We start from the raw sequence: 23,018 nt of genomic DNA, 5'->3' as shown, positions 1-23,018 counted from the left end.
AAGCGAGTCTCGGTTTATTATGTGTTGGCTGAACCAATCTTAAGGCAGAAAAAAAGCAGCGCCCTAGCTGTATGCTAAGGACGCTGCCGCGTGGTACCACCTTACTTTAATCTCGCTTAAGACGAGATCCTCTAACGATACCCAAACTAAATTGGAGATCGTGGTCCGCTACGGAGGACCATGCCCGCCAACCTCGCAAAGTTGGCGCAAATTCAGAGTCTTTCAATTTAAACAGTCTTGAGTCCTTTCCACCCCCGGACCTCGCTGAACAAGGCTGCTTAATTACTCCACCGAGAATAATTGCTTGCGTGAATTAAATTATGGTGTTTAGTGTAGCGATCCGCCCGGCCAATGTCAACATTTTTCCTCATCTTTTTTTAATTTGAAGTTTGGGAAAGTGGCAGCTCCTAACAAATGATAAATGGTAGGAGCGGGCAAGTCAGGGGAAACCCGGAAAAACTTTTTAAAAATTGGGTGTGAACCGTTGACTTTAAATGAAAATTAAATTAGAATGCAACCATAGTTAAGATGAAAAAAAGCTGATCGAATGAGTAACTTGGCGGTCTTTGCACAGCGAGCCCGGGGGGATGGAAACGGGTCAAAGGCGCAAGCGAAGATGGTTCGATCAATTAGCAGTTGGCAACCCTTTGTTGCCGCTTGGTTCGTGCCCATTACCGCACGGTTAAGGTCAGCTTGGCTGACGAAATAAGGTGGTACCACGGCCCGCTCGTCCTTAATTGGATGGGCGTTTTTTGTTTCTGGCTGGTTACGGGTTTAATTAAGGTGGTTGAAGGGAGCACACGAATGGTAAAAGTAGCGATGATTCAAATCGATGTTGAGTATGGCAAGCCGGCGCAAAACTTTGCCCAAGTCACTGCTCGCTTGCAAGAAGCCAAGGCCTTGGGAGCGCAAGTAGCGGTCCTGCCGGAAATGTGGAATACGGCGTATGATTTAACGCACCTGGCGACGTTGGCTGATCCGGCTGGTCAGCAGACCCAACGGGTGGTCAGCCAGTTGGCCAAGCAGTTGGCCTTAAACGTGGTGGCGGGCTCAGTCGCGATAAAAAAGGATGGGCGTTACTACAATACGACCTACATTTTTAACGATCAAGGTGAACTAGTGCAGACTTATGATAAAGCCCATCGCTTTGGACCGATGGCGGAGGACCAGTATTTAGCAGCCGGACACCAAGTCGCCACCTACGACCTGGCTGGCATTCGGAGCGCCAGCTTTATCTGCTACGACTTGCGCTTCCCGGAATGGTGGCGCACCGCCGGCCGGGCCGGGGTCGACCTGTATTACTTACCAGCTCAGTGGCCAGCGTCACGGATTGACCAGTGGGAAGCCCTGGTCAAAGCCCGGGCGATTGAAAATCAAGCCTTTGTGGTGGCCGTCAACCGGGTAGGTGATGATCCGGACAATCACTTCAATGGTCATTCGCTGGCGGTGGCGCCGAGCGGGACCATTTTGGCGACGGGCGGCGAGCAAGCGGGCATTACCATCGTCGAGATCGATCCCACTGCGATCGTGGCGGCCAAAGCCTTGTTTGATATTCAAGCTGATCGGCGACCAGACTTGTACCAATAACTTTTTAATCCGAGGGAGGAATGAACGTGGAATTCCCGCAATCAAAATTAATGGCGACCTTACCGAAGCAATTCTTTGCCAGTTTGGTCGCGAAAGTAAATGCTAAAGTGGCGACCGGAGCGGATGTGATTAATTTAGGGCAGGGTAACCCAGATCAACCGACCCCCGCTTACATTGTGCAAAGCACCCAAAAGTGGGTCGCTGACCCGGCGACCCATAAGTATTCTCAGTTCCGGGGCCAGCCCGCCTTTAAACAAGCGGCGGCCGATTTTTACCAGGAGGTTTACGGAGCGACGTTTGACCCTGAAAAAGAAGTCGCGATTCTCGGTGGTTCGAAGATTGGCCTGGTTGAATTACCGTGGGCCTTGATGAATCCCGGTGACCTCTTCTTGTTGCCCGACCCCGGCTATCCCGACTATCTTTCCGGGGCCGCGTTAGGGCAAGTTGAATATGCGACCGTGCCGCTAAAGGCCGAAAACAACTTTTTACCGGATTTGGCGGCCATTCCGGCTGCGACCGCCCGCCGGGCAAAATTCTTCTACGTCAATTACCCCAATAACCCGACCGGGGCGGTGGCGACCCGGGAATTTTACGAAGAATTGGTGGCCTGGGCCAAGCAGTATGAAGTCGGGATTATTTCCGACTTTGCGTACGGGGCCTTGGGCTATGATGGCAACCGGCCCATCAGCTTTATGGAAATTCCGGGGGCCAAGGAGGTCGGGATTGAATTTTATACCTATTCGAAGACCTTTAACATGGCCGGATGGCGGATTGCTTTTGCAGTGGGCAATGCTGATATTATCGAGGGCTTGAACCTGATTCAAGATCACCTCTTTGTTTCCCTTTTCCCGGCCCTCCAGTATGCTGCAATCGATGCCTTACAAGATCCAGCGCGGGACGGAGCGATTCAAGCCTTGGTCGATAGGTACCAGACGCGCCGGGATGCCTTTTTGACGGCTGCCGCAAAGATTGGCTGGCACGGCTTTGCTCCCCAGGGAACCTTTTATGCTTGGATGCCGACCCCACCTAAGATGACCAGTGAGGAATTTGCGGATGTTTTGTTGGATCAAGCAGCGGTGGCGGTAGCGCCGGGGAAAGGCTTTGGTGATTACGGTGAAGGCTACGTGCGGATTGGGGTGTTAATTGAACCGGCCCGCTTGGTCGAAGCCGTCGAACGGATTGGCAAGTTGCATTTGTTTGAGTAACGGTTTGTGGTGGACTGGCGAGGAGCTCCGGTTAGTTACCAGGGTCGCTTGCTAGCCAAGTAAGGAGGAAAACATTATGACGTTAAAGTATACCGTTTTGGGCGCCGGCGCCATGGGGCTGCGCTTTGGGGTTTTATTGCAAGAATTAGCGGGCGCGGAAGTGGAATTTGTTGATAATTGGGCGCCCCAAGTTGAGACGATTAAGGCCCAAGGCGGGGTCTACGTTTCCCGCGATCACGAAAATCGTCATCTCGTACCCATCAAGATTTTTAGTCCCGAAGAATACCATGGTTCCCCGGATGTCTGGATTGTCTTTGCCAAGCAAATGACCCTCCAAGACCTCTTGGATAAGACGGCACATGCTTTTGATCCGGCAAGTCAATACGTCTTTACCGGGATGAATGGGATGGGGCACTTGGAAAAGATCAACCAATACTTCCCAGCCGACCGGGTCGCCGCCGGGACTTGTCTGATCGGGACGGTCCTGAATAAGGCGGGGGATGTTGATTTTATCGGGAAGGCCGGGGCCGGGTCGATCAATTTAGCGGCCCAAAACAACCAGGATGCCCCGTGGCTGGATCAACTGGTGGCGGACTTTACGGTGGCCAACATTAACCCGCATCTGAACCACAATTGTGAAGGGACCCTCTTTACCAAGCTGGTCTTTAATTCGGTGATTAACACCTTGTGTACCTTATTTGAAATCCAGATGGGGCAGTTTATTGATTACCAGGGGGCCGAACGGCTCAGTCGTCAATTGATCAACGAAGCCTTTGACGTGGCAGAACGGGCGGGGGTACAATTGCTTTCCACCCGGGAAGAAGAATGGCAGACGGTCAAATACGTTAGTGAAGTCTCCAACCCCTTGCATTACCCATCAATGTATCAGGACATGAGCAAGGATCGTCCAACGGAAGTTGATTACATTAATGGTTACATTTATGAGTTGGGGAAGAAGTACGATTACGAAGCCAGCACCCACGACTTTTTACGGGGGCTGGTTCACTTGGCCGAAAATACGCGGCAATTCCGCAAATGATTCGGCCCCACGGGTAGGGCACGCCCGTTGGTTGCTTTAGTGAAGAAAGGCAAGAGGCTGGGAGAAAACGATGTTTTCTTCCAGCCTCTGTTTTGGTTTTCGAATATTACCCAGATCACGTGGGAAATAACCGCAAGCCTAGTGGATAAGTACGAACGACGAACGACGCGTACCGCGTCAACCTTCGTCCTAGCTTATCCATCCGGCTTGCCGAGCAGGTTATTTCCCACTCCCTTTGTAATTTAGCGGGTTCGTTTCAGTAATTGTTCAATAATTTTTTGCAACGCTGCGCGGCTGGCCGAAGGGGGCAATTGCGCCAGTTCGGCTTCGGCTTTGGCGGTAAATTTGGCGGCCAGGGTTTGGGCGGCCTGGACGCCCCCGGCTTGCTTGACGATTTGTTGGACGGCTTTGATGTCGGCGGGCGTCATTTGGGCTTGCTGAGTTAAGTAGGGGGTTAGTTCAGCCTGGTGGGTCGGCAAGACCAGCAAAAGGGGCAGAGAATAGACCCCGGTCGCCAAGTCCTTCAGGATCGGTTTGTTGAGGTGGTGGCCCGTATAATCAAGAATATCATCCAAGATTTGAAAGGCAATCCCGATGTTTTGGCCAATCCGCTTGGCCAGTTGAATTTCTTTTTGGGTGGCCCCGCCCAAAAAGGCGCCTTCTTCCGCCGCTAAACTAAACAGGGCGGCGGTTTTACCATTAACATTGCGCAAATACCCCAGCAGGGATTGGTCAAGTTTGAACCGATCGCCCATTTGTCCCAATTCGCCGTTTAAAATCCGTTTCATGATCCGCGCGTTAACCGTTAAAAAGCGGGTATTGGCCACGGTTTCGGTGATTAAGTCAAAGAAGACGGTAAAAAGATAGTCGCCTGCGTAAACGGCCACATCCTTGCCAAACGCTGCTTGTAAACTGGCGTGGCCCCGCCGTTTGGGGGCATCATCGATAATGTCATCGTGAATTAAGGTCGCCATGTGTAAAATTTCGATCGAAGCCGCGGCTTTCAGCTGTTGTTCCGTCACTGGGTGCTCATGCAAGCCGGCAAACAGCAAAAGAAAGGCTGGCCGCAGAAATTTACCGCCCTGCTGGGCCATTTGCTGCAAGGCCGGTTCCAGTTGGGCGTAACGGACGGTTAAACGGTCGCCGATCAGGTCGCTAACGGCAGTCAAATTTGGTTTGAGTTGTGGGTAATAACGAAAATAGGCTTGTTGCATGAAAAAATCCCCTATGTAATTGCGAACCTGCCCCAGGCCCGCATTGATTTAGTAACGCGCAATCATACTTATATTTTAGCAGAATCTGACCGGGAAGCGGCGGCTTTTTTCAAGACACAGTCATAAGCGCAAGCGGCACATTTTCCTTTTTTGGCCCGCTTAAACGTTTTGGTGAGTTGCCAGCCGGCATAGCCAACAATCAAAGCAATTATTAACAGGTTGGTAAACACGATCATAAGCATATCCTTTCTGAAGCTAAAGCCAGTGACTGCCGAGATTGATCAGTCCAGCGACGAGATAAGCAATTACAAAACTGCTGACCAAAGACCAGAGCATCCATTTGGTCGAGCCGGTTTCTTGTTTAATGGTGCCTAAGGTGGCAAAGCATGGCGCATACAGTAAGATAAAGGCCAATAAAGCATAGGCGGCCCCCGGCGTTAGATAATTACTCAAGGCGCCAATCAAGACGGTTTGGTTGGTGGCGTGAAACATCACCATCATACTGGCGGTGATGACTTCTTTAGCTAAAATGCCCGTGAACAGGGCGGTAATGATTTGCCAGTGATCAAACCCCAGCGGTGCAAAGCACGGGGCGCTGAGTTTCCCCAAGCCAGCGGCAAAGCTATGAGTGGGGTCGGTAACAAAGCCGGTGGGCCCAAAGGACGTTAACGCCCAAATCAAAACGGTACCGGCGAAAATAACGGTGCCGGCCTTGTGCAAGAAGCCTTTGCTCTTATCCCACGTGCTGTGCCAGATGATGTCCCACCGCGGGCGGTGATAGTTTGGCAATTCGATAATTAAAGCCGCACTTTCCGTTGTGTGGAAGTACCACTGATACCCTTTTGCGGTCAGGAGGGCGATGCCGATCCCCAGGAAATAAATCGACAGGACCACGGCGGCCTGGTGGTGGGGAAAAAAGGCCGCCACGATCAGACTGTACACGGGCAGCCGGGCGGAGCAAGACATGAAGGGCGCCAGAAGGGTGGTGACCAACCGGGCTTGGGGCTGTTCGACGGTGCGCGCGGCCATGATGCCGGTAACGTTACACCCAAACCCAATCAACAGGGGGATGAAAGCCTTGCCGTTCAGGCCGATCATTTGCATTAAGCGATCCATTACTAATGCCGCGCGGGCCATGTAACCAGAATCTTCGAGGATTGCGATGCAGGCAAAGAGGGTAATGATTTGGGGCAAAAAGACTAAGACGCCCCCGACCCCCGCTAGCAAACCGTTGACGACTAAGGAGCGTAAGGGAGGCAAGGCCCCCAGCAGGGTCAGCCAATGATTGACGTTGGCAGCCACGGGTCCCGAGAGTAAGGCATCCAGCCCGTCAGAAAGGGGCGTCCCCACCCAATCAAAGGCGAGTTTAAAGATCAGCCAAAAAATCAAAATAAAACAAGGCAAGCCCAACCACGGCCCCGTTAATAGTTGATCGAATCGGTGCAAAACGGTAGTGGTGGCTCGGGTGGCCGGGGCTTGCTGGCCGCGCGCCAGGATTTTTTCAATAAAGGCCAGGCGGGTATTGAAAATTTGCTCTTCAAAGTGCTGGGTATCATAAGTGGCGCGTTGCTCCAGTAAGGGCTGTAAATTCCGAAATGCTGCCGCCCGCCGGACAACTTGATTTTGGTTCATATATTGGAGGCTTAACCACCGGGCCAAAGGCGCTGGGACATGATAATCATTAGTCAGGGCTCGGGTGGCGTGCTGCAGCGCTTGCTCGACTTGCGGGGGGTAAGTTAATTTCAGCGGGGTCAGCGGTTGGGGGTGAGCTTGCAGTTGAGCTTGCAATTGCGCCAGGCCCCGGCGGGTCCGGGCATTGGTCGTCACGACTGGACAGCCCAGGGCCTGGCTGAGGGCGGCCAGGTCAAAATGTTGGCCTTGCTGGGCCGCTTCATCCATCATATTTAAATCGAGGAGCATTGGCTGCCCAAATTCGCGGACTTCTAACGTCAACAAGAGGTTGCGTTTGAGCTGACCGGCGTTTGTAACATTTAAAATTAAATCCGGGCAGTGATCGAGCAAATAAAGGGTGACGACCTCTTCATCTTTGGTTAATGGCGTTAAGGCATAGACCCCGGGGAGGTCGATTAAGTGGGTGGCAGTACCTTTAAGGCGACCCGCTTTGGGGTTCACAGTCACGCCGGGCCAGTTGCCAACGGTTGCATAACTGTCAGTTAAATTATTAAATAGGGTGGTTTTACCGGTATTGGGATTACCAATCAGTGCGATTTCCATCAAACCTTCCCCCTTGGTGGTTGGGTCAAAGTGGCAAAGATGCGGTAGCGTAACGCAATCCGTTGATGATTACTTTCAATGATCACCGGACCGTGAAACGGGTAGCGCTGCAAGAGGAGAATCGTGCTGCCTTCCGTAAGCCCCAGACTATGTAAGCGGGCCGCGACCGGCTGTTCAAGTTGATCGAAGTGGTGCAGGGTAATTAGCGCATTGATCATCAAGGATGGCCCCCTTTCTGGGTGAACGGATTGACAAATTATTCCTGGCCGTAATGAAGATAAACCTTAATTATCAATATCATACTCCTAAAATAATGACATAATTTTGAATTTTAAAAAATCAGGTAATTCACTAAGTTTATTTAGTGGTAAAGTGACTATAATATAGCCATAGTGTTTTCAATGACGAAGGCGCCGGATAGAATTTTTGGAATCATTGGTAATGACTTGGAGGAATTGATGATGGCAACACTAGAAGTTAAGGATTTGCACGTCGCGGTAACTGATGAAGAAACGAAGGGGCAAAAAGAGATTTTAACGGGGGTCAACCTGGTGATGAAGACCGGTGAGATCCATGCCATCATGGGCCCCAATGGGACGGGGAAATCGACCTTGTCGCAAACGATCATGGGCCAACCGGGCTACCAAGTGACCCAGGGGGATATTTTGTTGGATGGGCAGAGTATTCTTGCCATGCCGGTTGATGAACGAGCGCGGCGTGGTTTGTTTTTAGCAATGCAGTATCCGGCAGAAATTCAAGGGGTTACTAACGCAGAATTTTTGCGGGCGGCGATTAACGCCCGCCGGCCCGCGGACGATCAAATTTCGGTGATGGCGTTCTTAAAGAAATTGGATGCGAACTTGGCCTTGTTGGACATGAGTGAGTCAATGACCGAACGGTACTTGAATGAAGGCTTTTCGGGGGGCGAAAAGAAGCGCAACGAAATTTTACAGTTATTGATGATTGAACCCACCTTTGCAATTTTAGATGAAATTGATTCGGGGCTGGATATTGATGCCCTAAAGGTAGTCGCCAAGGGGGTTAATTCGATGCGGGGCGCCAACTTTGGCTCCTTGATCATTACTCACTACCAGCGCCTCTTAAACTACATTGTGCCCGACACCGTGCACGTGATGATGGGGGGCAAAATCGTCAAAACGGGCGGGCCTGAGCTGGCTAAGCAGCTGGAAAAGGAGGGCTATGCTGGTTTGCGCGATGAATTAGGTTTGGATATTCAACTGGTCGATGAGCAACACTAGGGGGCAAAACAATGGATCTAACAACCGCAAAACAACAATTGGCAACCGCCAGTGCTACCCATCATGAACCATCAGCGTTGACAAAACGGCGTTTGGCCGCCCTGGCCGCTTTTAAGACCTTAGCACTGCCGAAGATGCCGAAATTAAAGTTTCAGACCTGGCCCTTCTTTGAGCGCCAGCCAAATTTGACCTGGACTGGAGCGGCAGCGTTCGATCTGGCCCCGGCGTTAGAAGAGCAGGTGCGGCTAACCCAAGTGGGCCAAGTGACGCTGGATGCGCACGTCCCCGCGGCATTAAAGGACCAAGGGGTGCTTTTAATGGACCTGTTTACCGCCTTGCAAACCGTCCCCGACCTGGTCTTGAAGTTCTTAATGACGGTCGTGAAGGCCGACGAAAATAAATTGACTGCCCACCACTTAGCGTATCTAAACGCGGGCGCCTTCTTGTATGTCCCCCGGGGCGTTAAGGTGACGGCCCCGGTCGAAATCAACGTGACCCAAGACAGCACCCAGCCCCACCAACCTTTGATCCACCACCTTCTAATTGTGGCGGAAGCCAATAGCCAAGTCGACGTGATTCAACACCTGACCACGCAAGGGACCGCGGCCAACCCGGCGAGCTTAATGGTCGAAATTGTGGCCCAAGCCAACAGTCGGGTGACCTTTTCTTCACTTGATGAATTAGGGGCGCAAACGGTGACCTACTTTAAGCGGCGGGCCCAAATCGGCCGGGATGCGAAGGTTGAATGGGCCGTAGGAATGATGAATGCTGGCAATACCGTTGGGGAGATGGACTCTGAATTGGTTGGCGAAGGCGGTGAAGGCGACTCTAAGCTGATCGCGATTACAACGGCCGACCAACAAGTGGGCATCAACAACCGGGTGACGCACCATGGTCAACACACCACGGGCTTGATTAACCAACGCGGGGTCCTTCTCGGTCAATCGCGCTTAGTCTTTAATGGGATTGGTGAGATTATCCACGGCGCTCACGGGGCGAAAGCCGAGCAGCAAAACCGGGTCTTGATGATGTCGCCAGCCACCCGGGGGGATGCCAACCCGATCTTATTGATTGATGAAAACGATGTGGAAGCCGGTCATGCAGCCAGTGTGGGTCCGGTCAATCCCGTACAATTGAATTATTTGCTGAGCCGGGGGATTCCGAAACCAGTGGCCCAACGTTTGGTAATCCGGGGCTTTTTAGCGGCCGTTTTGACGGCGATTCCCACCCAGCGGGTGCGCGAAGAATTAATTGCAATTTTGGAAAGGAAGTTGACCGATGGACAAGCTTGAACAAATCCGGGCTGATTTTCCCATTTTGCAGCAGACCGTGAATGAGGAACCCTTGGTGTACCTGGACAATGCCGCGACGGCGCAACGGCCCACGCCGGTGCTCGAGCGGGTGCGCCAATTTTATCAAACTGACAACGCGAATGTGCACCGGGGCGTGCATACCTTGGCCCAACGAGCGACGGTTGCCTACGAAACGGCCCGCCAAAAGGTCCAGCACTTTTTACACGCGGCAGCCCCCGAAGAAATTGTCTTTACCCGGGGGTGCACCGAAGCATTGAATTTGGTGGCGGCAACGTATGGCCGCACGCATTTACAAGCGGGCGATGAGATTGTCATTTCAGTGGCCGAGCACCACAGCAACTTGATCCCTTGGCAGCAACTGGCGCACCAGACGGGGGCTCGCTTGCGCTACATCGGGCTTACCGCCGCCGGGGAACTAGACTTGGTTGCCGCCCAGCAGCTGATTAATGATCACACCAAGTTGGTTGCTATTGCCCATGCGACCAATGTTTTGGGCACAATCAACCCCGTTCAACAATTAGCGGCGTTGGCCCACGCCCACGGGGCGGTGATTGTGGTTGATGGGGCACAGGCCGTTCCCCACATGCCGGTTGACGTCCAAGCCTTAGACGCTGATTTTTATGCCTTTTCGGGGCATAAGCTGATGGCGCCCACGGGGATCGGCGTCCTTTATGGGAAGGCCGCCCTCCTGGCTGACATGCCGCCTTATCAATATGGCGGGGAAATGATCAGTGCCGTTCACCAGCAGACCAGTACTTGGGCGGCCGCGCCGTATAAATTTGAGGCGGGGACGCCGAATATTGCGGGAGCGATTGGCTTGGGAGCGGCAATTGACTACTTACAAACCATCGGGATGGCGCAAATTGCTGCTCACGAACAGCAATTGGTGGCCCAAGCCTTACCAGCGTTGTTGCAAATTGAGGGACTGACCGTTTACGGGCCCCATGATCCTGCTCAGCATACCGGAGTCATTGCCTTTAACTTGGCAGGACTGCACCCCCATGATTTAGCCACGGCCCTGGATATGGAAGGCATCGCCGTGCGGGCCGGCCACCATTGCGCCCAACCGTTGATGGAATACTTAGGGGTGAGCGCCACGGCCCGGGCCAGCTTCTATTTGTACAATACGGCAGCTGAAGCAGCGGCGTTGGTCGCTGCGGTTCAAAAAGCAAAGGAGTTCTTTCACCTTGGGACTGGAGAAATTAAATAACCTTTACCGGGAAGTAATTCTCGACCATGCCCAACACCCCCATCATAAGGGGCCATTGGCTCAGGCAACGCAACAAATCAGCTTAAACAATCCGACTTGTGGGGATGTGATCAACCTGCAGATTCAATTGGACGCTGCCGACCGGATTCAAGCGATTGGCTTCACTGGTGATGGTTGCACGATCAGTCAAGCCTCGGCGTCAATGATGACCACCGCCGTGACGGGCAAGACCAAAGAAGAGGCTTTGGAGCTGGCCAAGACCTTTTCGGACCTGGCAATTGGGAAAAAACATGCCGCCGCTGACATCGCCGCCCTCGGAGATGCTCAGGTGTTAACCAATATTATGGAATTTCCGGCCCGGATCAAATGCGCGACCTTGGCGTGGTGGGCACTGCAACGGGCGTTATTGCAAGAAAGTGATGAGGATTGACCAATGACCAATGCAAATGACCTTTTAAAAAATAAAGATGAGTATGAATACGGCTTTCACGATGATATCCAACCGGCCTTTTCCACGGGGCGGGGGTTAACGGAAGAAATTGTGCGGGCGATCTCAGCTGAAAAACACGAGCCGCAATGGATGCTGGATTACCGGCTCAAGGCTTACCAGATTTATCAAAAACTGCCAATGCCGAAATTTGGGCCGGATTTATCAGGGCTGGATTTGGATCACATGTTGTATTACCAAAAGATGACCGATAAAAAATACCGGGACTGGGCTGACGTACCCGCCGATTTAAAGCGGACTTTTGATCGCTTGGGGGTCCCAGAGGCGGAACGCAAGTATTTAGCTGGTTCATCGGCCCAATACGAATCCGAAGTGGTTTACCATAATATGCGCGAAGAGTTTGCCAAGCTGGGGATTATTTTTACCGATACTGACACCGCCCTGCGCGAATACCCGGACCTGTTTAAAAAGTGGTTTGGCAAGTTGGTGCAACCAGCTGATAATAAATTTGCGGCCTTAAATGCGGCGGTGTGGTCCGGCGGTTCGTTTATTTACGTTCCCAAGGGGGTTAAAGCACAAACCCCAATCCAATCTTACTTCCGCTTAAATGCCGAAAATTCGGGTCAGTTTGAACGGACCTTGATTATTGTTGATGAAGGCGCGAGCGTTGATTACGTCGAAGGCTGCACGGCCCCGAATTATTCCTCGGATTCATTGCATGCCGCGGTAGTCGAAGTCAACGTCTTAAAGGATGCTTACTGCCGGTATACGACAATTCAAAATTGGTCGGATAACGTGTACAGTTTGGAAACCAAACGGGCCGCGGCGGCGGCCCACGCGACGATGGAGTGGGTCGATGGCAATCTGGGCTCGAAAGTGACAATGAAGTATCCTTCCGTTTATTTAAATGGGGAAGGCGCCCGGGGAACGATGCTTTCGATTGCCGTCGCTTCGAATGGCATTCACCAGGACTCAGGGGCGCGGATGATCCACAACGCTAAGAACACCTCCAGTTCGATTGTCTCTAAGTCAATCTCGAAGACGGGTGGGGCGACGGACTACCGGGGGACCGTTCGCTTTACCAAGGCGGCCGATGGTTCCAAGGCCCACGTCGAATGTGATACGATTATTATGGATGATCAATCGTCATCCAATACGATTCCGTTCAACGAAATTGATAATGACAATGTCGCCATGGAACACGAAGCGAAGGTTTCTAAGATTTCTGAGAGTCAGCTTTACTACTTGATGAGTCGGGGGATTCCGGAAGCCAAGGCGACGGAAATGATCATCATGGGCTTTGTGGAGCCTTTTACCAAGCAATTACCGATGGAATATGCTGTGGAATTAAACCGGTTGATCAGTTTTGAAATGGAAGGCTCAATTGGCTAACACAGAAAAGAGGTGCGGCAAAATGGCTGAAGCAGCTGAACAATCGCGGCCGTATTCGCCCTTGGAGAACCAAGTGATGACGGCCTTAAGTGGGGTGGTCGATCCCGAATTGGGGTTAGACTTGGTTAATTTGGGCTTGATTTATGACGTGGCAGTTGATGCAGCGGGTTTGTGTACGGTGACGATGACTTTGACGACGATGGGGTGCCCGCTGACCGATTATTTGCATGACGACATTACCAAGACGGTCAAGGGAGTAGCCGGGATCAACGATTGCAAGATTAACCTGACATTTGAACCGCCGTGGACCATTGAAATGATGAGTCGCTATGCCAAAGTGGCCCTTGGCTTGCATGGTTAGGGGCGTTGCACATGGATGTAGCTTACTTTGTGGCGCGGCGCAAAGCCAAGGGGTATTCACAGGCGGCTTTAGCGGCGGGAATCTGTACCCAGTCCACCTTAAGCAAGTTTGAGACCAATTATCAGATTCCCTCGTTGTCAATTTTACGTCAGCTTTGTACGCGGTTAGATTTGACCTTGGATGATTTAGACGACCAACAGCGGCAAAGCAAGGCCGCCACGCAACAACTCACCCAAGCCGAAGAAGCATTAATGGTTGAGGATTATCCGACGGTCCAAAAAAGCTTGGCCCACTTGACGGTGGAACAATTGCCAACGGTGGCCTTGCAAATGCAGTATCACTATTTAAACGGCCTGTGGTTGACCTTGACCAATGGCAATCCGACGGCAGCCTTGTTTTCGTTTACCCAAATTTTAGATCAGTTAGACGAAGCGCACACGACGCAGTTTACCACGTTGGCCTATCTGGGCGAGGGAATTTTGTACGCCCGGCAAAACGAGCTGGCCCAAGCAGAATTCTTCTTAACGAAAGTAAAGCAGGCCCTAAGCACGGCCCTAACGACAGTGGTGGCGCCTGGCTTAGCCCAAGCCCGGTTGCTGACGATGATGTATTATTTAGCCGAGGATTATTATTTACGGGATGATTTTACCCAAAGTCAACACTATGTTTCACTAGGGTTGGCTTGGTGCCGGCGGGAACACGTAACCTATTTTTTGCCCCGGTTAAAGTTTTTACGGGCCCAAAATCTACTTGCGCTGGGCGCGGCGCCCCAGCAAGTGGTGGCTGAACTAGTTGATGCACGGGCGTTTGCACGCTTAAACGACAATCAGGCGTTGATCTTGCAAACGACGGCCTTAATCAATCACTATCAAGCGATGCTGCAGCCGTTTAAGCAAACCGAAGGGGGAAAAGATGGCACTTACCAATCACCATTCAGAACAAGAAGTTAACCAAATGTTTACGCGCTTAGCCAAACGCTACGACTTGATGAACGATGTGGTCAGTCTAGGGACCCAGCGGCGGTGGCGCCAAAAGTTTTTTGACCAACTGGCGGTCTTTCCTGGGGCCGATAGCTTAGATCTGTGTTGCGGAACGGCGGATTTGACGATTAAGTTAGCGCAATTGGCGGGGCCAAAGGGCCGCACGATTGGCTTGGACTTCAATGAAGCAATGTTAGCCGCGGGAGCGGAGAAGGTCAAAGCGGCGGATTTGAACAAAGATATTGAATTAGTCCAAGGTGATGCGATGCAGCTGCCGTTTGCGGCTAACCAGTTTGACTTTGTCACGATTGGTTTTGGCCTGCGCAATGTCCCGGATGCGGCCCAGGTTTTAGCTGAGGTGATGCGGGTCCTTAAACCCGGCGGTTGGTTTGGGTGCCTAGAAATGTCTCAACCCCAGAGTCGGTTGGTCCGGCCGTTTTGGCGGGCTTACTTTCAAGTATTCCCAGTGTTAGCGCGGACTTTGGGGGCCAGCTATCAAGATTATTCATACTTGAAAGAAACTTCCATGCAATTTGTTTCGGCCGCGCGCTTAAAAGCGATGATGGAAACGGCTGGGATGCAAAAGGTGACGGTTACGCCACTAAACTTGGGGGCGGGTGCAATTCATTGTGGTCAAAAACCACGGTCATAAGTTTTACCAAAGATTGGCAATTGAAACAAGGGTTGAGTACAAACGTTAGTTTTACTCAAGCCCTTGTTTTTTCGTTCACTCTCTTTTAAAATTTGAATCAAGAACAAAAGTTTGAGGAGTGGAGACGATGGATTACTCAACGGAACCGCGGGGCATTTATTTGATGGTTGATAATAAGTCGTTTTACGCAACGGTGGAATGCGTGGTCCGGGGACTAGATCCCTTAACGACGCCCTTGGTCGTGATGTCGGAAGCGGCCAATGTGGGGCAAGGCTTGATTTTGTCATCCTCACCCGCGGCAAAACAATTGTTTGGGCTACACAATGTCAATCGGGCGCGCGATTTGCCGGTGGATGAACGGTTGCTTGTGGTGCCCCCGCGGATGAATCTTTACCTCGCCAAGAATTTAGCTATTAATGAAATTTTTCGCGAGTTTGTGGCTGATGAAGATCTGTTGCCCTACTCGATTGATGAATCGCTGTTAAATTTAACCCATTCCTGGCGCTTGAAAAGTGATAACTTATTAACAGTCGTCCGACAGTTGCAGACGGAAATCAAGCAGCGCTTACAGTTGGTGGTAACGATTGGGGTGGGCAACAATCCCTTGCAAGCCAAGGTAGCCCTGGACATTTATGCCAAGCACAGTCCGGTTGGGATTGGGATCATTACCAATCATACGGCGCCCGTCCGCTTATGGGCGATTCCAGAACTGACGATGGTGTGGGGGATTAATACTCATCTGGCCCGACGGCTGCAACGGTTGGGGTTGCATAATCTGAAACAAGTGGCCCACGCGGACCCTTACCAATTGAAGGCGGCACTGGGCCAAACCGGGGCACGGCTATACGCAACAGCCTGGGGAGTTGACCGGACCACGTTGAGTCGGCGGCCTTTGCGGCGGGCTCAATCCATCGGTAATTCCCAAGTGCTGCCCCGGGATTACGTTAAGCCCCAAGCGATCAAAGTAGTCATTGCTGAAATTACTGCTCAAGTAGCCACGCGACTCCGCGCCCGCAACAAACAAGCCGGGGGCGTGCGCCTTCAGATTGGTTATGCGTTTGGGACGGTCGATCAAGCTGGTCGCGCCGGCTTTGCCCACGCGCAGCACCTTAGCGCATTAACGGCAGATGAACGAAAATTAACCCGGGTTTTGCAAGCCCTGTTTGATCAGTATTGGACCGGTCAGCCGGTTCGGCACGTGGCAATTGCCGTGACGCATTTAAGCCCGGCCCAAGGCGAGCAGCTGGATTTATTTGCAACGAAGGCGGAGACCTTGGCCCTTGATGTGGCCCAAACGGTTGATCAGATCCGGCAGCGCTTTGGCAAGACGGCAATTATGAAGGCCAGCAGTTTAACTACTGGGGCGACCTTTTTGGCCCGCGCCCAGCAGGTGGGCGGCCATAACGGGGGGCAGAGCTTTGAATGATCAGACCTGTCAAAAATTAGGTCGGCAATTATGCCAGCGGTTGACGCCGTACTTTAAACGGCGGGTCCAGACGCGTTATTGGTTAGTGGTGGTCTGGGCCGCCCCTGACCAAGCCTATCACTTTTTCTTTAATACGCGGCGGCCCCGGGCTTGGCAGCGCTCGTGGCCCTTAGGAAGTTTGCCTTCAACCAGTTTGGAAGAGCTGATCGTGGTGTTAACGGCCGTCCGGGCCCAGTACCACTTTACGATTGAATATCGGCAATTTTCGCCTGATGCCCGGCAACGCTTACAACACGAAGTGCCCGCTTAGTTGGAATAGACGTGACAATGAACCGCACTTTGTTCAAGTTGGTGGAAGTATTGTCGATCCGTGGGGTCAAAATTTCGTTGGGTCAGGGGGTCGGGATTGCTGATTGAAAAAATCAACCAACTTTCTAAAATTTCTTGCCCCCGTTGGTGCGGGACGGCATTCAATTGATCGAACAGTAATTCATCGTCGAGGTCAACTTGCTTGATGCCACCGTGGGGTCCGGTGAAACACAGGGAAGATACCCCAGGGTATTGGCGGCGTAAGCTTCCTTGCCAACCAAAGCGATCACAAAACCGGTCGAACCAGTACTGTTCGGCGGCGATTAAATCAGTTGTTTGCCACATTTTAAGAACTTCCTTTCTTTTTGTTGGGTATATTATACTATAAAACGAAAATTAGTTCACTGAAATGGAGGGCGGAAAGATTTAATCTTGGTTAAAAGAATGGTAGAATGAACGGTACGATTTTGAACGGATCAGTAAGGAGGAAAAAGATGGCAAAACAACGGGTGCCCCGTGCTTCCCAATCTCCGGTGGTGGTAACAGTTGGGGAACGGTTCCCTTTAACGATTAAGAAATTAGGGGTGGAAGGCCAAGGGATTGGTTATTTTAAACATAAAGTTTGCTTTGTGCCCGGGGCGCTGCCGGGAGAAGTGATTGTGGCTGAGGTAACGGCGGTCCACGAACGCTACCTGACGGCCAAAATTCACCGCTTAAAGCAGGCTAGCTCTGCCCGGGTGACGCCTAAAGACGCGGTCGCCGGAATCGCCGGGGGCTTTGAATTGGAACACCTGGCCTATCCAGCGCAGTTGAAATTCAAGCGGCAAATGGTGTTGGACAGTTTGGCTAAATTCAAGCCCCATGGCTACCGCCATTATCAAGTACGACCGACCTTACCCAGCCCGCAAGAGTATGGGTACCGTAACAAGGCGCAGTTTCAGGTACGGCAGGTTGATGGACACGTGGTTGCCGGCTTGTATCAGGCGAATAGTCATACGGTGGTTGACTTGGCGGAGTGTGCCGTTCAAATGCCGTTGACGATGCAAGTGGTTCGGGCCTTGGTTGCGATGATTGAAGAGTTACGGATTCCGCCGTATGAAGAAAGCAACCACAGCGGCATTATCAAGACCCTGGCCGTTCGCGAAACGACGACGGGGGAAGTCCAGGTGACGCTGATCACCAACACGCCGAAATTACTGAAAAAGCACCAGTTATTAACCCGGATTAAGGCGGAATTGCCGGCCGTCAAATCCGTCATGCAAAACATTAATCCGGGGGATACGCCGTTGGTGTGGGGCGAAGAGACGCGCTTGCTGGCGGGGGAGTCTTATGTAACCGAGAGTTTGATGGGCCTGGATTTTCGGCTTTCCGCCCGGTCGTTTTTGCAGCTCAATCCGTTGCAGACCGAAGTCTTGTATGAACAAGCGGCCCAAGCGTTAGAGCTGGCCCCGACGGATACCTTGGTGGATGCGTACGCTGGGATTGGGACCATTGGCTTATCCTTAGCGGCCCGGGTTAAGCAGGTGCTGGGGATGGAAACGATTCCGGCGGCGGTTGCGGATGCCAATGCTAATGCGGAGTTAAACGGGATTACCAATGCCCATTATGAATGCGGTCCAGCTGAAGTGTTGCTGCCCCAATGGCGGGCTGCGGGCCAAACCTTCGATGCCCTGGTGGTTGATCCGCCGCGGACCGGCTTGGATCAAGCCCTGATTGACACGATCTTAGCAGAAAAGCCGGCCAAATTTGTGTACGTCTCGTGTAACATGGCTTCGCTGGCCCGCAATTTGGCCCGCTTGACGCCAACTTACCGGGTCGATTACATCCAACCGGTGGATATGTTGCCACAAACCCCACGGTGTGAAGCGGTTGTTAAACTCAGCCTCGCGCAAACGGATTAAGGAGGGCGCTTATGGTACAAACGACCCGGACCTTAGCCTTAATTAGTGTTTTAACGGCCCTGCAAGTGATTGTTGGCAGCCTGCTCTCGATTCAAGACGAAAGGAAGCGATGGTAATGGAAGCCTTCAGCGAAATTTTTGCCAACCAGAAGTTGCAACCAGCTAAGTTGCCAGCGGCCGGGTTTACCAAGAAGGGCCGGCACTGGCGATACCAGACGCTTTTGCCAACCAGTGGTTTTTTATTGACGGTCACGATTGATGAAGTAGGGCAAGTTTTGACCCAGGTCATTGATTTGGCGACTCAATCCCCGTACACTTTGCATTTGCAACCCCAAGTCCGGGGCGAATTTGCGGGGACGGTCAAGGCCGAAGTGACCGCGGTCTTACAACAAATTGTTGCGCAAGCTTATGCGGACCAACGGTTTCAAGCGCCGCAAACCCAACGGTTAATCATGCATGTTCAGCAGACCTATGGGGACGAATTGGAATTTTTGTGGCCCAAGGCACCGTTTACGGGGGTCTGGCGTCACGCCGCCAGTCAAAAATGGTATGGCTTAGTTGCTCGGCTGGATCAAGCGAAACTGGCGCCGACATTGCCAACCAAAGAAGTGGAAATTTTAAATTTGCACGCAACGCCGGCGCAGGTTACGGCGTTAGTAAATCACCAACAATACTTTCCCGCTTGGCATATGAATAAGCAACATTGGCTGACGGTCATCTTAAATGACCAGGTGGCCGATGCGACCCTATTTGAGTTATTGGCCGCCAGCTACCAATTGGCCAATCAGTAATAAACTAAAAATCGCTAACGAACCATGCTTGCGCCAGGGTCGTTAGCGATTTTTGCGTCTAATTGAAGTGCTTTAAACTATCCAGAATCAGTTTGATAAAGCGGGGGCGATCGAGGTCGAGCAAGACTTCGGTAATGGCTGGCTGACCAGTCAGCTGGTAGTAATCACAGACGGTCTCGCCCCGGGTCAATTCACCTTGTGTTTCGACGTCGACGTGCATTTTGGTGGTCGTAAACATCGTCGGGTCAATCAGCCACGCAATGGTACATGGATCATGCAATGGCGCGCCAACAAAGCCCCATTTTGGATCTTCATGGTAGCGTTCAAAGAAGTTTAAGAGACCAAAGTAGGCGTGGGCAACGGGGTTGTCGATTTCGCCGACCGCAGCAATTTCATCTTTGTGGATCTGTGCGCGGTGGGTAACGTTGAGCGGGGCCATTACCAGTGGTAAGCCAAAATTCATGACAATTTTGGCGGCTTCGGGGTCCACAAAAATGTTGAATTCCACGCTCGGCCGCCAATTGCCCAGGCCCATTGCCCCACCCATGTAGACAATTTGGGCCAATTTTTCCCGGGCCAATTCTGGATAAACCCGGAGGAACAACGCGGCATTGGTCATGGGACCAGTGACGACCAGGGTGACTTTTTCGGTACTTTGCCGGAGGGTTTGGGCGATTAATTCAATGGCCGTGAGTGGCTGGGAGGCAAAGCCCGGGGCCGGGAGCTCGGCGCCATCCAGCCCACTTTCCCCGTGAACTTCCGGAGCAGTTTCCAGGGGAGCCACCAATGGCGTTTGGTTTCCACCGGCGACGGGAATCGTGGTGGCTTGCAGCAAAGTTAAGGTCCGCAAGGCATTATTCAAAGTTTTGGCGGGGGTTTGGTTCCCCGCGGAAGTGGTGACGGCTAACAAGTCAATCGTCGGGTTGGCAACGGCCAATAAAAGCGCTAAGGCATCATCGTGGCCGGGATCACAGTCTAAAATAATTTTCGTGGTCATTAGCTTACCTCCAGAGCAATCATTCTAAAGTGGCAATTATTGCTCTAATTGTAACTGAAAGCGCTGCCATTAACAATTAATCTTTCGCAGCCGGGGTAATGGTCAGCTGGACGGTCCACGGCTGGGTTGCTTGGTGCACCGTTTGGTCGTCAGCCAGCCATTTGACGGCACCCCCGCTCAGCGTGCAGCTAACCGGGGGATGGGATTGACCCATTTGTTGGTAAATTAAATCAACGACTTGCGCGGTCAAGGCGCGGGGCACTTCACCAATCGTCCAGGTTACATCCCCTAACGTCCAAGTCACCTTGATCTGTTGCGCATCAAAAATGAAGCCGGTTTTCAGGCGGGGCGAAAACGGCAGGGCGGCTAAGGGCTTTTCGGCGGTAGCTTGCGCTTGTTGTAAGTCAGTGGGACTCAGGGTCGCAAAGTCATAAGGCAGGGGCCGGGCTTGGTGGGCGGCTTTCAGCGCGGCCTGGATGGCTGACAAATCTAAGTTTGCCACGGTAAAGGTTACGGGGGCGTTCGGGGAGTCTGGTCGCCAGCCCCATCGTTGGGCTAAGGTCATGACCGTTCCAACCAAGTGGCGATCCGGGACCGCAGCGTAGCCCGCCACGATCAGCAAGACCAGAATGCCGACGAGGTCATTTTGCATCTTTAACAGCCAGCCCAAAGCCCCAATAACGATTAGCCACCGGACCCCCGTCATACTGGCAACGAGGAGCCGTTTATCGGCGCGGTACCACAGCCAGTGTTGATAGAGTTTGAAACGATGTAAGGCCCCGAGCCAAAAAGCGCCATTGATCACGGCGAGTAAGCTGATTGGGATGATTGGCCCGCTTTGATTTACGACGAGCAGCGAGACCATCGTGAGCAAAGCGGCCCCGGCCAACCCCCAGTGGGTCAGCCAACGTTGCAAGGTTGGTGAGATCAAAAAACCACTCCTTAATCAATTAATTGGCATTATTTTACCACTGCTTCTGGGAGCCACCAGCAGAAAAATAAGCGGCGGCGATCATTTTTTTCGTAAATGGTGATGAAATTGAGTACACTTAAAAATAACGGAACTTCTACAGAATTAAATGAAAGGATGGATCAAGATGAAAGTCTTTGTTGCAGGGGCCACCGGCCGGGTGGGGCAAGCTGTGGTCAAGTTGTTATTGGCGCAAGGCGACCAAGTCCTCGCGGGCGGGCGCAATTTAGCACAGCTTCCCGCCGAAGTCACCCCGGTGGCCTTGGATCTGCACGCGTCCGTGGCGGAATTACAAGTAAAGTTGGCCGATAGCCAAGCGGTGATTTTTACGGGGGGTTCCCGGGGCCGGGATTTGCTGCAAACTGATTTGAATGGGGCCGTTAAATTAATGATGGCCGCCCAAGCCGCGGGGATTAAACGGTTTATTCACCTCAGTTCGGCCTATGCCTTGGACCAGACTATGTGGGCCAAGGTCCCGGCCCTAGCGCAGTTAATGGATTACAATATTGCCAAGTTCTTTTCGGATCGGTGGTTAATGGATGAGACGACGCTGGCCTACACCATTATCCAAGCCGGGATTTTAACGCCGACGCCTGCGACCGGGAAAGTAAGTTTGAATCCGGCTACGAGTGGGGAGAACTCAATTGAAGACGTGGCCGCCGTTTTGGTGGCCAGTTTGGCAGAGCCTAAGACGATTCGCCAGGTCATTATGATGAAAGCCGGGACCACTCCGATTGCGGAAGCGCTCGCCCAACTTTAATTTATCGTTTGATTTTATAATTGTTTAAATGGCGACCCCGTAAAATTTTTCCCGGGCTGCTTTTTGGTTTTTAAAAATTAGTCCTTTGCTACGTTAATTTAGCAAAATAACGGGTTTGATGACGTTCTTTTTAGATTTATTGGTTAATTAATGGAAAAAGCCAGCTCTTGAAAACGCTTGCAGAAACTGCTAGATTGAATAGGCCAGTGGATATTAGAGCGGCCGAACCTTGTCAAGGCAGGGGAATAGCCGACCGGAGGGCTGGGTGAGACCAGTTGCTTTTCTACCCCTGCTCAAATGCATGGAGTGGTGAGATGACCAAAGGGTTTTCAAGCGGGTGAATCCAGTGGTGAGTACACAGGAGGATTTTTTGATTTCTCATGATGAGTGATGAAATTGTAATTTCCGAAAATAAATTAATTTACCAGGTGCAACGTCACCAAGATGAAGCCAGTTTTGAACTGCTTTACCGGCGCTATCAACCAATGATTCGCAAGCTGTGGCATCAATATTCCCGTCACTACATTAGTTTGGAAGATTGGGAGCAAGAAGCGGCCGTGAAACTCTATCAATGTCTGAAGCGTTATGATGCCCAGCATGCCCATTTCGCTCATTACTATAAGACAATGTTGCAAAATCGGTTGCGGGATTTTGGTCGGCATAAGAAACGTTCCAAACGCCAGCCGGGCAACCGGGTGGTTTCGCTGGATGAAGACGAACGCGTCCAACTGGTGGAAGATGATAAAATCGGCGCTGAGCGGGTGGCGGAATGCCGCCAAGCTTTGAATCAAATGGTGCGGCAATGTTCATCATTAGAGTGGGCGTGCTTTTTAAAGCTTAGTTTGGGCTATCAAATGGAGGAAGTGGCCGCGGAATTGGGGATTTCCGTGGGGAGTGTCCGCGCCGCTTACTACCGGGCCCGGACCAAGTACCGTCGCTTTTTAGAAACCATGCCGGACTAGCGGCTTTG

Annotated in this window: 24 protein-coding genes; 17 read left to right on the top strand and 7 right to left on the bottom strand. The window is 52.0% G+C overall.

What is annotated here, in order from left to right; genetic code table 11:
- Positions 1-804 precede the first annotated feature (804 nt).
- The 3 genes from BN54_RS05695 to BN54_RS05685 all read left to right on the top strand — a co-directional run bounded on the left by BN54_RS05695 (position 805) and on the right by BN54_RS05685 (position 3,831).
- Complete coding sequence (locus BN54_RS05695) at positions 805-1,587, top strand: carbon-nitrogen family hydrolase (protein ID WP_019206209.1); 783 nt, start codon at positions 805-807, stop codon at positions 1,585-1,587.
- A 26-nt stretch (positions 1,588-1,613) separates the two neighbouring features.
- A complete protein-coding gene (locus BN54_RS05690; RefSeq protein ID WP_019206208.1) occupies positions 1,614-2,792 on the top strand; it encodes a pyridoxal phosphate-dependent aminotransferase in 1,179 nt (392 codons plus the stop codon).
- Positions 2,793-2,868: 76 nt separating this feature from the next.
- Positions 2,869-3,831: a ketopantoate reductase family protein gene (locus tag BN54_RS05685; protein ID WP_019206207.1), complete on the top strand. Its 963-nt coding sequence runs from the start codon at positions 2,869-2,871 to the stop codon at positions 3,829-3,831.
- A gap of 242 nt (positions 3,832-4,073) precedes the next feature.
- Here the strand turns inward: BN54_RS05685 and BN54_RS05680 are convergent, their stop codons facing one another.
- The 4 genes from BN54_RS05680 to BN54_RS05670 all read right to left on the bottom strand — a co-directional run bounded on the left by BN54_RS05680 (position 4,074) and on the right by BN54_RS05670 (position 7,498).
- Entirely contained in the window at positions 4,074-5,045 is a 972-nt protein-coding gene (locus tag BN54_RS05680; protein ID WP_019206206.1) for a polyprenyl synthetase family protein, read from the bottom strand.
- Positions 5,046-5,113: 68 nt separating this feature from the next.
- Positions 5,114-5,281, bottom strand: coding sequence for a FeoB-associated Cys-rich membrane protein (locus BN54_RS10045; protein ID WP_019206205.1), 168 nt, complete (start codon positions 5,279-5,281; stop codon positions 5,114-5,116).
- A gap of 19 nt (positions 5,282-5,300) precedes the next feature.
- Entirely contained in the window at positions 5,301-7,283 is a 1,983-nt protein-coding gene (gene feoB / locus BN54_RS05675; protein WP_155818289.1) for a ferrous iron transport protein B, read from the bottom strand.
- Positions 7,280-7,498 (bottom strand): FeoA family protein, encoded by a 219-nt coding sequence (locus tag BN54_RS05670; protein ID WP_019206203.1) that lies wholly within the window; start codon positions 7,496-7,498, stop codon positions 7,280-7,282. Before BN54_RS05670 ends, feoB begins: the two co-directional genes overlap by 4 nt.
- A gap of 243 nt (positions 7,499-7,741) precedes the next feature.
- Between BN54_RS05670 and sufC the strand changes: the two genes are divergently transcribed.
- The 10 genes from sufC (at position 7,742) to BN54_RS05620 (ending at position 16,631) form a co-directional block, all read left to right on the top strand.
- Positions 7,742-8,539 carry a Fe-S cluster assembly ATPase SufC gene (gene sufC / locus BN54_RS05665; protein ID WP_019206202.1) on the top strand — a complete coding sequence of 266 codons (798 nt, stop codon included), beginning with the start codon at positions 7,742-7,744 and terminating at the stop codon, positions 8,537-8,539.
- Positions 8,540-8,550: 11 nt separating this feature from the next.
- Positions 8,551-9,831 carry a Fe-S cluster assembly protein SufD gene (gene sufD / locus BN54_RS05660; RefSeq protein WP_019206201.1) on the top strand — a complete coding sequence of 427 codons (1,281 nt, stop codon included), beginning with the start codon at positions 8,551-8,553 and terminating at the stop codon, positions 9,829-9,831.
- Positions 9,818-11,062, top strand: coding sequence for a cysteine desulfurase (locus BN54_RS05655; protein WP_019206200.1), 1,245 nt, complete (start codon positions 9,818-9,820; stop codon positions 11,060-11,062). The genes sufD and BN54_RS05655 overlap by 14 nt, the downstream gene beginning before the upstream one ends.
- Positions 11,040-11,492 carry a Fe-S cluster assembly sulfur transfer protein SufU gene (gene sufU / locus BN54_RS05650; RefSeq protein WP_019206199.1) on the top strand — a complete coding sequence of 151 codons (453 nt, stop codon included), beginning with the start codon at positions 11,040-11,042 and terminating at the stop codon, positions 11,490-11,492. Before BN54_RS05655 ends, sufU begins: the two co-directional genes overlap by 23 nt.
- Before the next feature lie 3 nt (positions 11,493-11,495).
- Positions 11,496-12,902: a Fe-S cluster assembly protein SufB gene (gene sufB, locus BN54_RS05645; protein WP_019206198.1), complete on the top strand. Its 1,407-nt coding sequence runs from the start codon at positions 11,496-11,498 to the stop codon at positions 12,900-12,902.
- Between the two features lie 22 nt (positions 12,903-12,924).
- Complete coding sequence (locus BN54_RS05640; RefSeq protein ID WP_019206197.1) at positions 12,925-13,263, top strand: metal-sulfur cluster assembly factor; 339 nt, start codon at positions 12,925-12,927, stop codon at positions 13,261-13,263.
- A gap of 11 nt (positions 13,264-13,274) precedes the next feature.
- On the top strand, positions 13,275-14,213 hold the full coding sequence (locus tag BN54_RS05635) for a helix-turn-helix domain-containing protein (RefSeq protein ID WP_019206196.1): 939 nt from the start codon (positions 13,275-13,277) through the stop codon (positions 14,211-14,213).
- Complete coding sequence (ubiE, locus tag BN54_RS05630) at positions 14,176-14,895, top strand: bifunctional demethylmenaquinone methyltransferase/2-methoxy-6-polyprenyl-1,4-benzoquinol methylase UbiE (protein WP_019206195.1); 720 nt, start codon at positions 14,176-14,178, stop codon at positions 14,893-14,895. Before BN54_RS05635 ends, ubiE begins: the two co-directional genes overlap by 38 nt.
- Before the next feature lie 127 nt (positions 14,896-15,022).
- Complete coding sequence (locus BN54_RS05625) at positions 15,023-16,321, top strand: Y-family DNA polymerase (RefSeq protein ID WP_019206194.1); 1,299 nt, start codon at positions 15,023-15,025, stop codon at positions 16,319-16,321.
- Positions 16,314-16,631: a hypothetical protein gene (locus BN54_RS05620; protein WP_019206193.1), complete on the top strand. Its 318-nt coding sequence runs from the start codon at positions 16,314-16,316 to the stop codon at positions 16,629-16,631. Before BN54_RS05625 ends, BN54_RS05620 begins: the two co-directional genes overlap by 8 nt.
- Here the strand turns inward: BN54_RS05620 and BN54_RS05615 are convergent.
- Positions 16,628-16,975, bottom strand: a complete 348-nt coding sequence (locus tag BN54_RS05615; protein ID WP_019206192.1) for a hypothetical protein — start codon at positions 16,973-16,975, stop codon at positions 16,628-16,630. The two genes, BN54_RS05620 and BN54_RS05615, sit on opposite strands and share 4 nt — an antisense overlap.
- A gap of 149 nt (positions 16,976-17,124) precedes the next feature.
- Here BN54_RS05615 and rlmD point away from each other — a divergent pair, with 149 nt between their 5' ends.
- Both rlmD and BN54_RS05605 read left to right on the top strand, forming a co-directional pair.
- The gene (gene rlmD / locus BN54_RS05610; RefSeq protein WP_019206191.1) at positions 17,125-18,531 is read left to right on the top strand and encodes a 23S rRNA (uracil(1939)-C(5))-methyltransferase RlmD; all 1,407 of its coding nucleotides are present in this window, start codon (positions 17,125-17,127) and stop codon (positions 18,529-18,531) included.
- Between the two features lie 115 nt (positions 18,532-18,646).
- Positions 18,647-19,321: an MmcQ/YjbR family DNA-binding protein gene (locus BN54_RS05605; protein ID WP_019206189.1), complete on the top strand. Its 675-nt coding sequence runs from the start codon at positions 18,647-18,649 to the stop codon at positions 19,319-19,321.
- Between the two features lie 58 nt (positions 19,322-19,379).
- Here BN54_RS05605 and rihA read toward each other — a convergent pair whose 3' ends face one another.
- Both rihA and BN54_RS05595 read right to left on the bottom strand, forming a co-directional pair.
- Entirely contained in the window at positions 19,380-20,318 is a 939-nt protein-coding gene (gene rihA, locus BN54_RS05600; RefSeq protein WP_019206188.1) for a pyrimidine-specific ribonucleoside hydrolase RihA, read from the bottom strand.
- 76 nt (positions 20,319-20,394) lie between these two features.
- Positions 20,395-21,249, bottom strand: coding sequence for a hypothetical protein (locus BN54_RS05595; RefSeq protein ID WP_019206187.1), 855 nt, complete (start codon positions 21,247-21,249; stop codon positions 20,395-20,397).
- A gap of 166 nt (positions 21,250-21,415) precedes the next feature.
- On the opposite strand from BN54_RS05595, the gene BN54_RS05590 reads away from it, so the two are divergent.
- Together BN54_RS05590 and BN54_RS05585 are read left to right on the top strand one after the other, a co-directional pair.
- Positions 21,416-22,048 (top strand): NAD(P)H-binding protein, encoded by a 633-nt coding sequence (locus BN54_RS05590; RefSeq protein ID WP_019206186.1) that lies wholly within the window; start codon positions 21,416-21,418, stop codon positions 22,046-22,048.
- Positions 22,049-22,431: 383 nt separating this feature from the next.
- Positions 22,432-23,010: an RNA polymerase sigma factor gene (locus tag BN54_RS05585; protein WP_161808271.1), complete on the top strand. Its 579-nt coding sequence runs from the start codon at positions 22,432-22,434 to the stop codon at positions 23,008-23,010.
- Positions 23,011-23,018 lie beyond the last annotated feature (8 nt).

The sequence above is a fragment of the Limosilactobacillus ingluviei str. Autruche 4 genome (assembly GCF_000312405.1).
Classification (GTDB): domain Bacteria; phylum Bacillota; class Bacilli; order Lactobacillales; family Lactobacillaceae; genus Limosilactobacillus; species Limosilactobacillus ingluviei.
The sequence above is the reverse complement of the archived record's forward strand: the minus strand, read 5'-3'. Positions and strand labels throughout refer to the sequence as shown.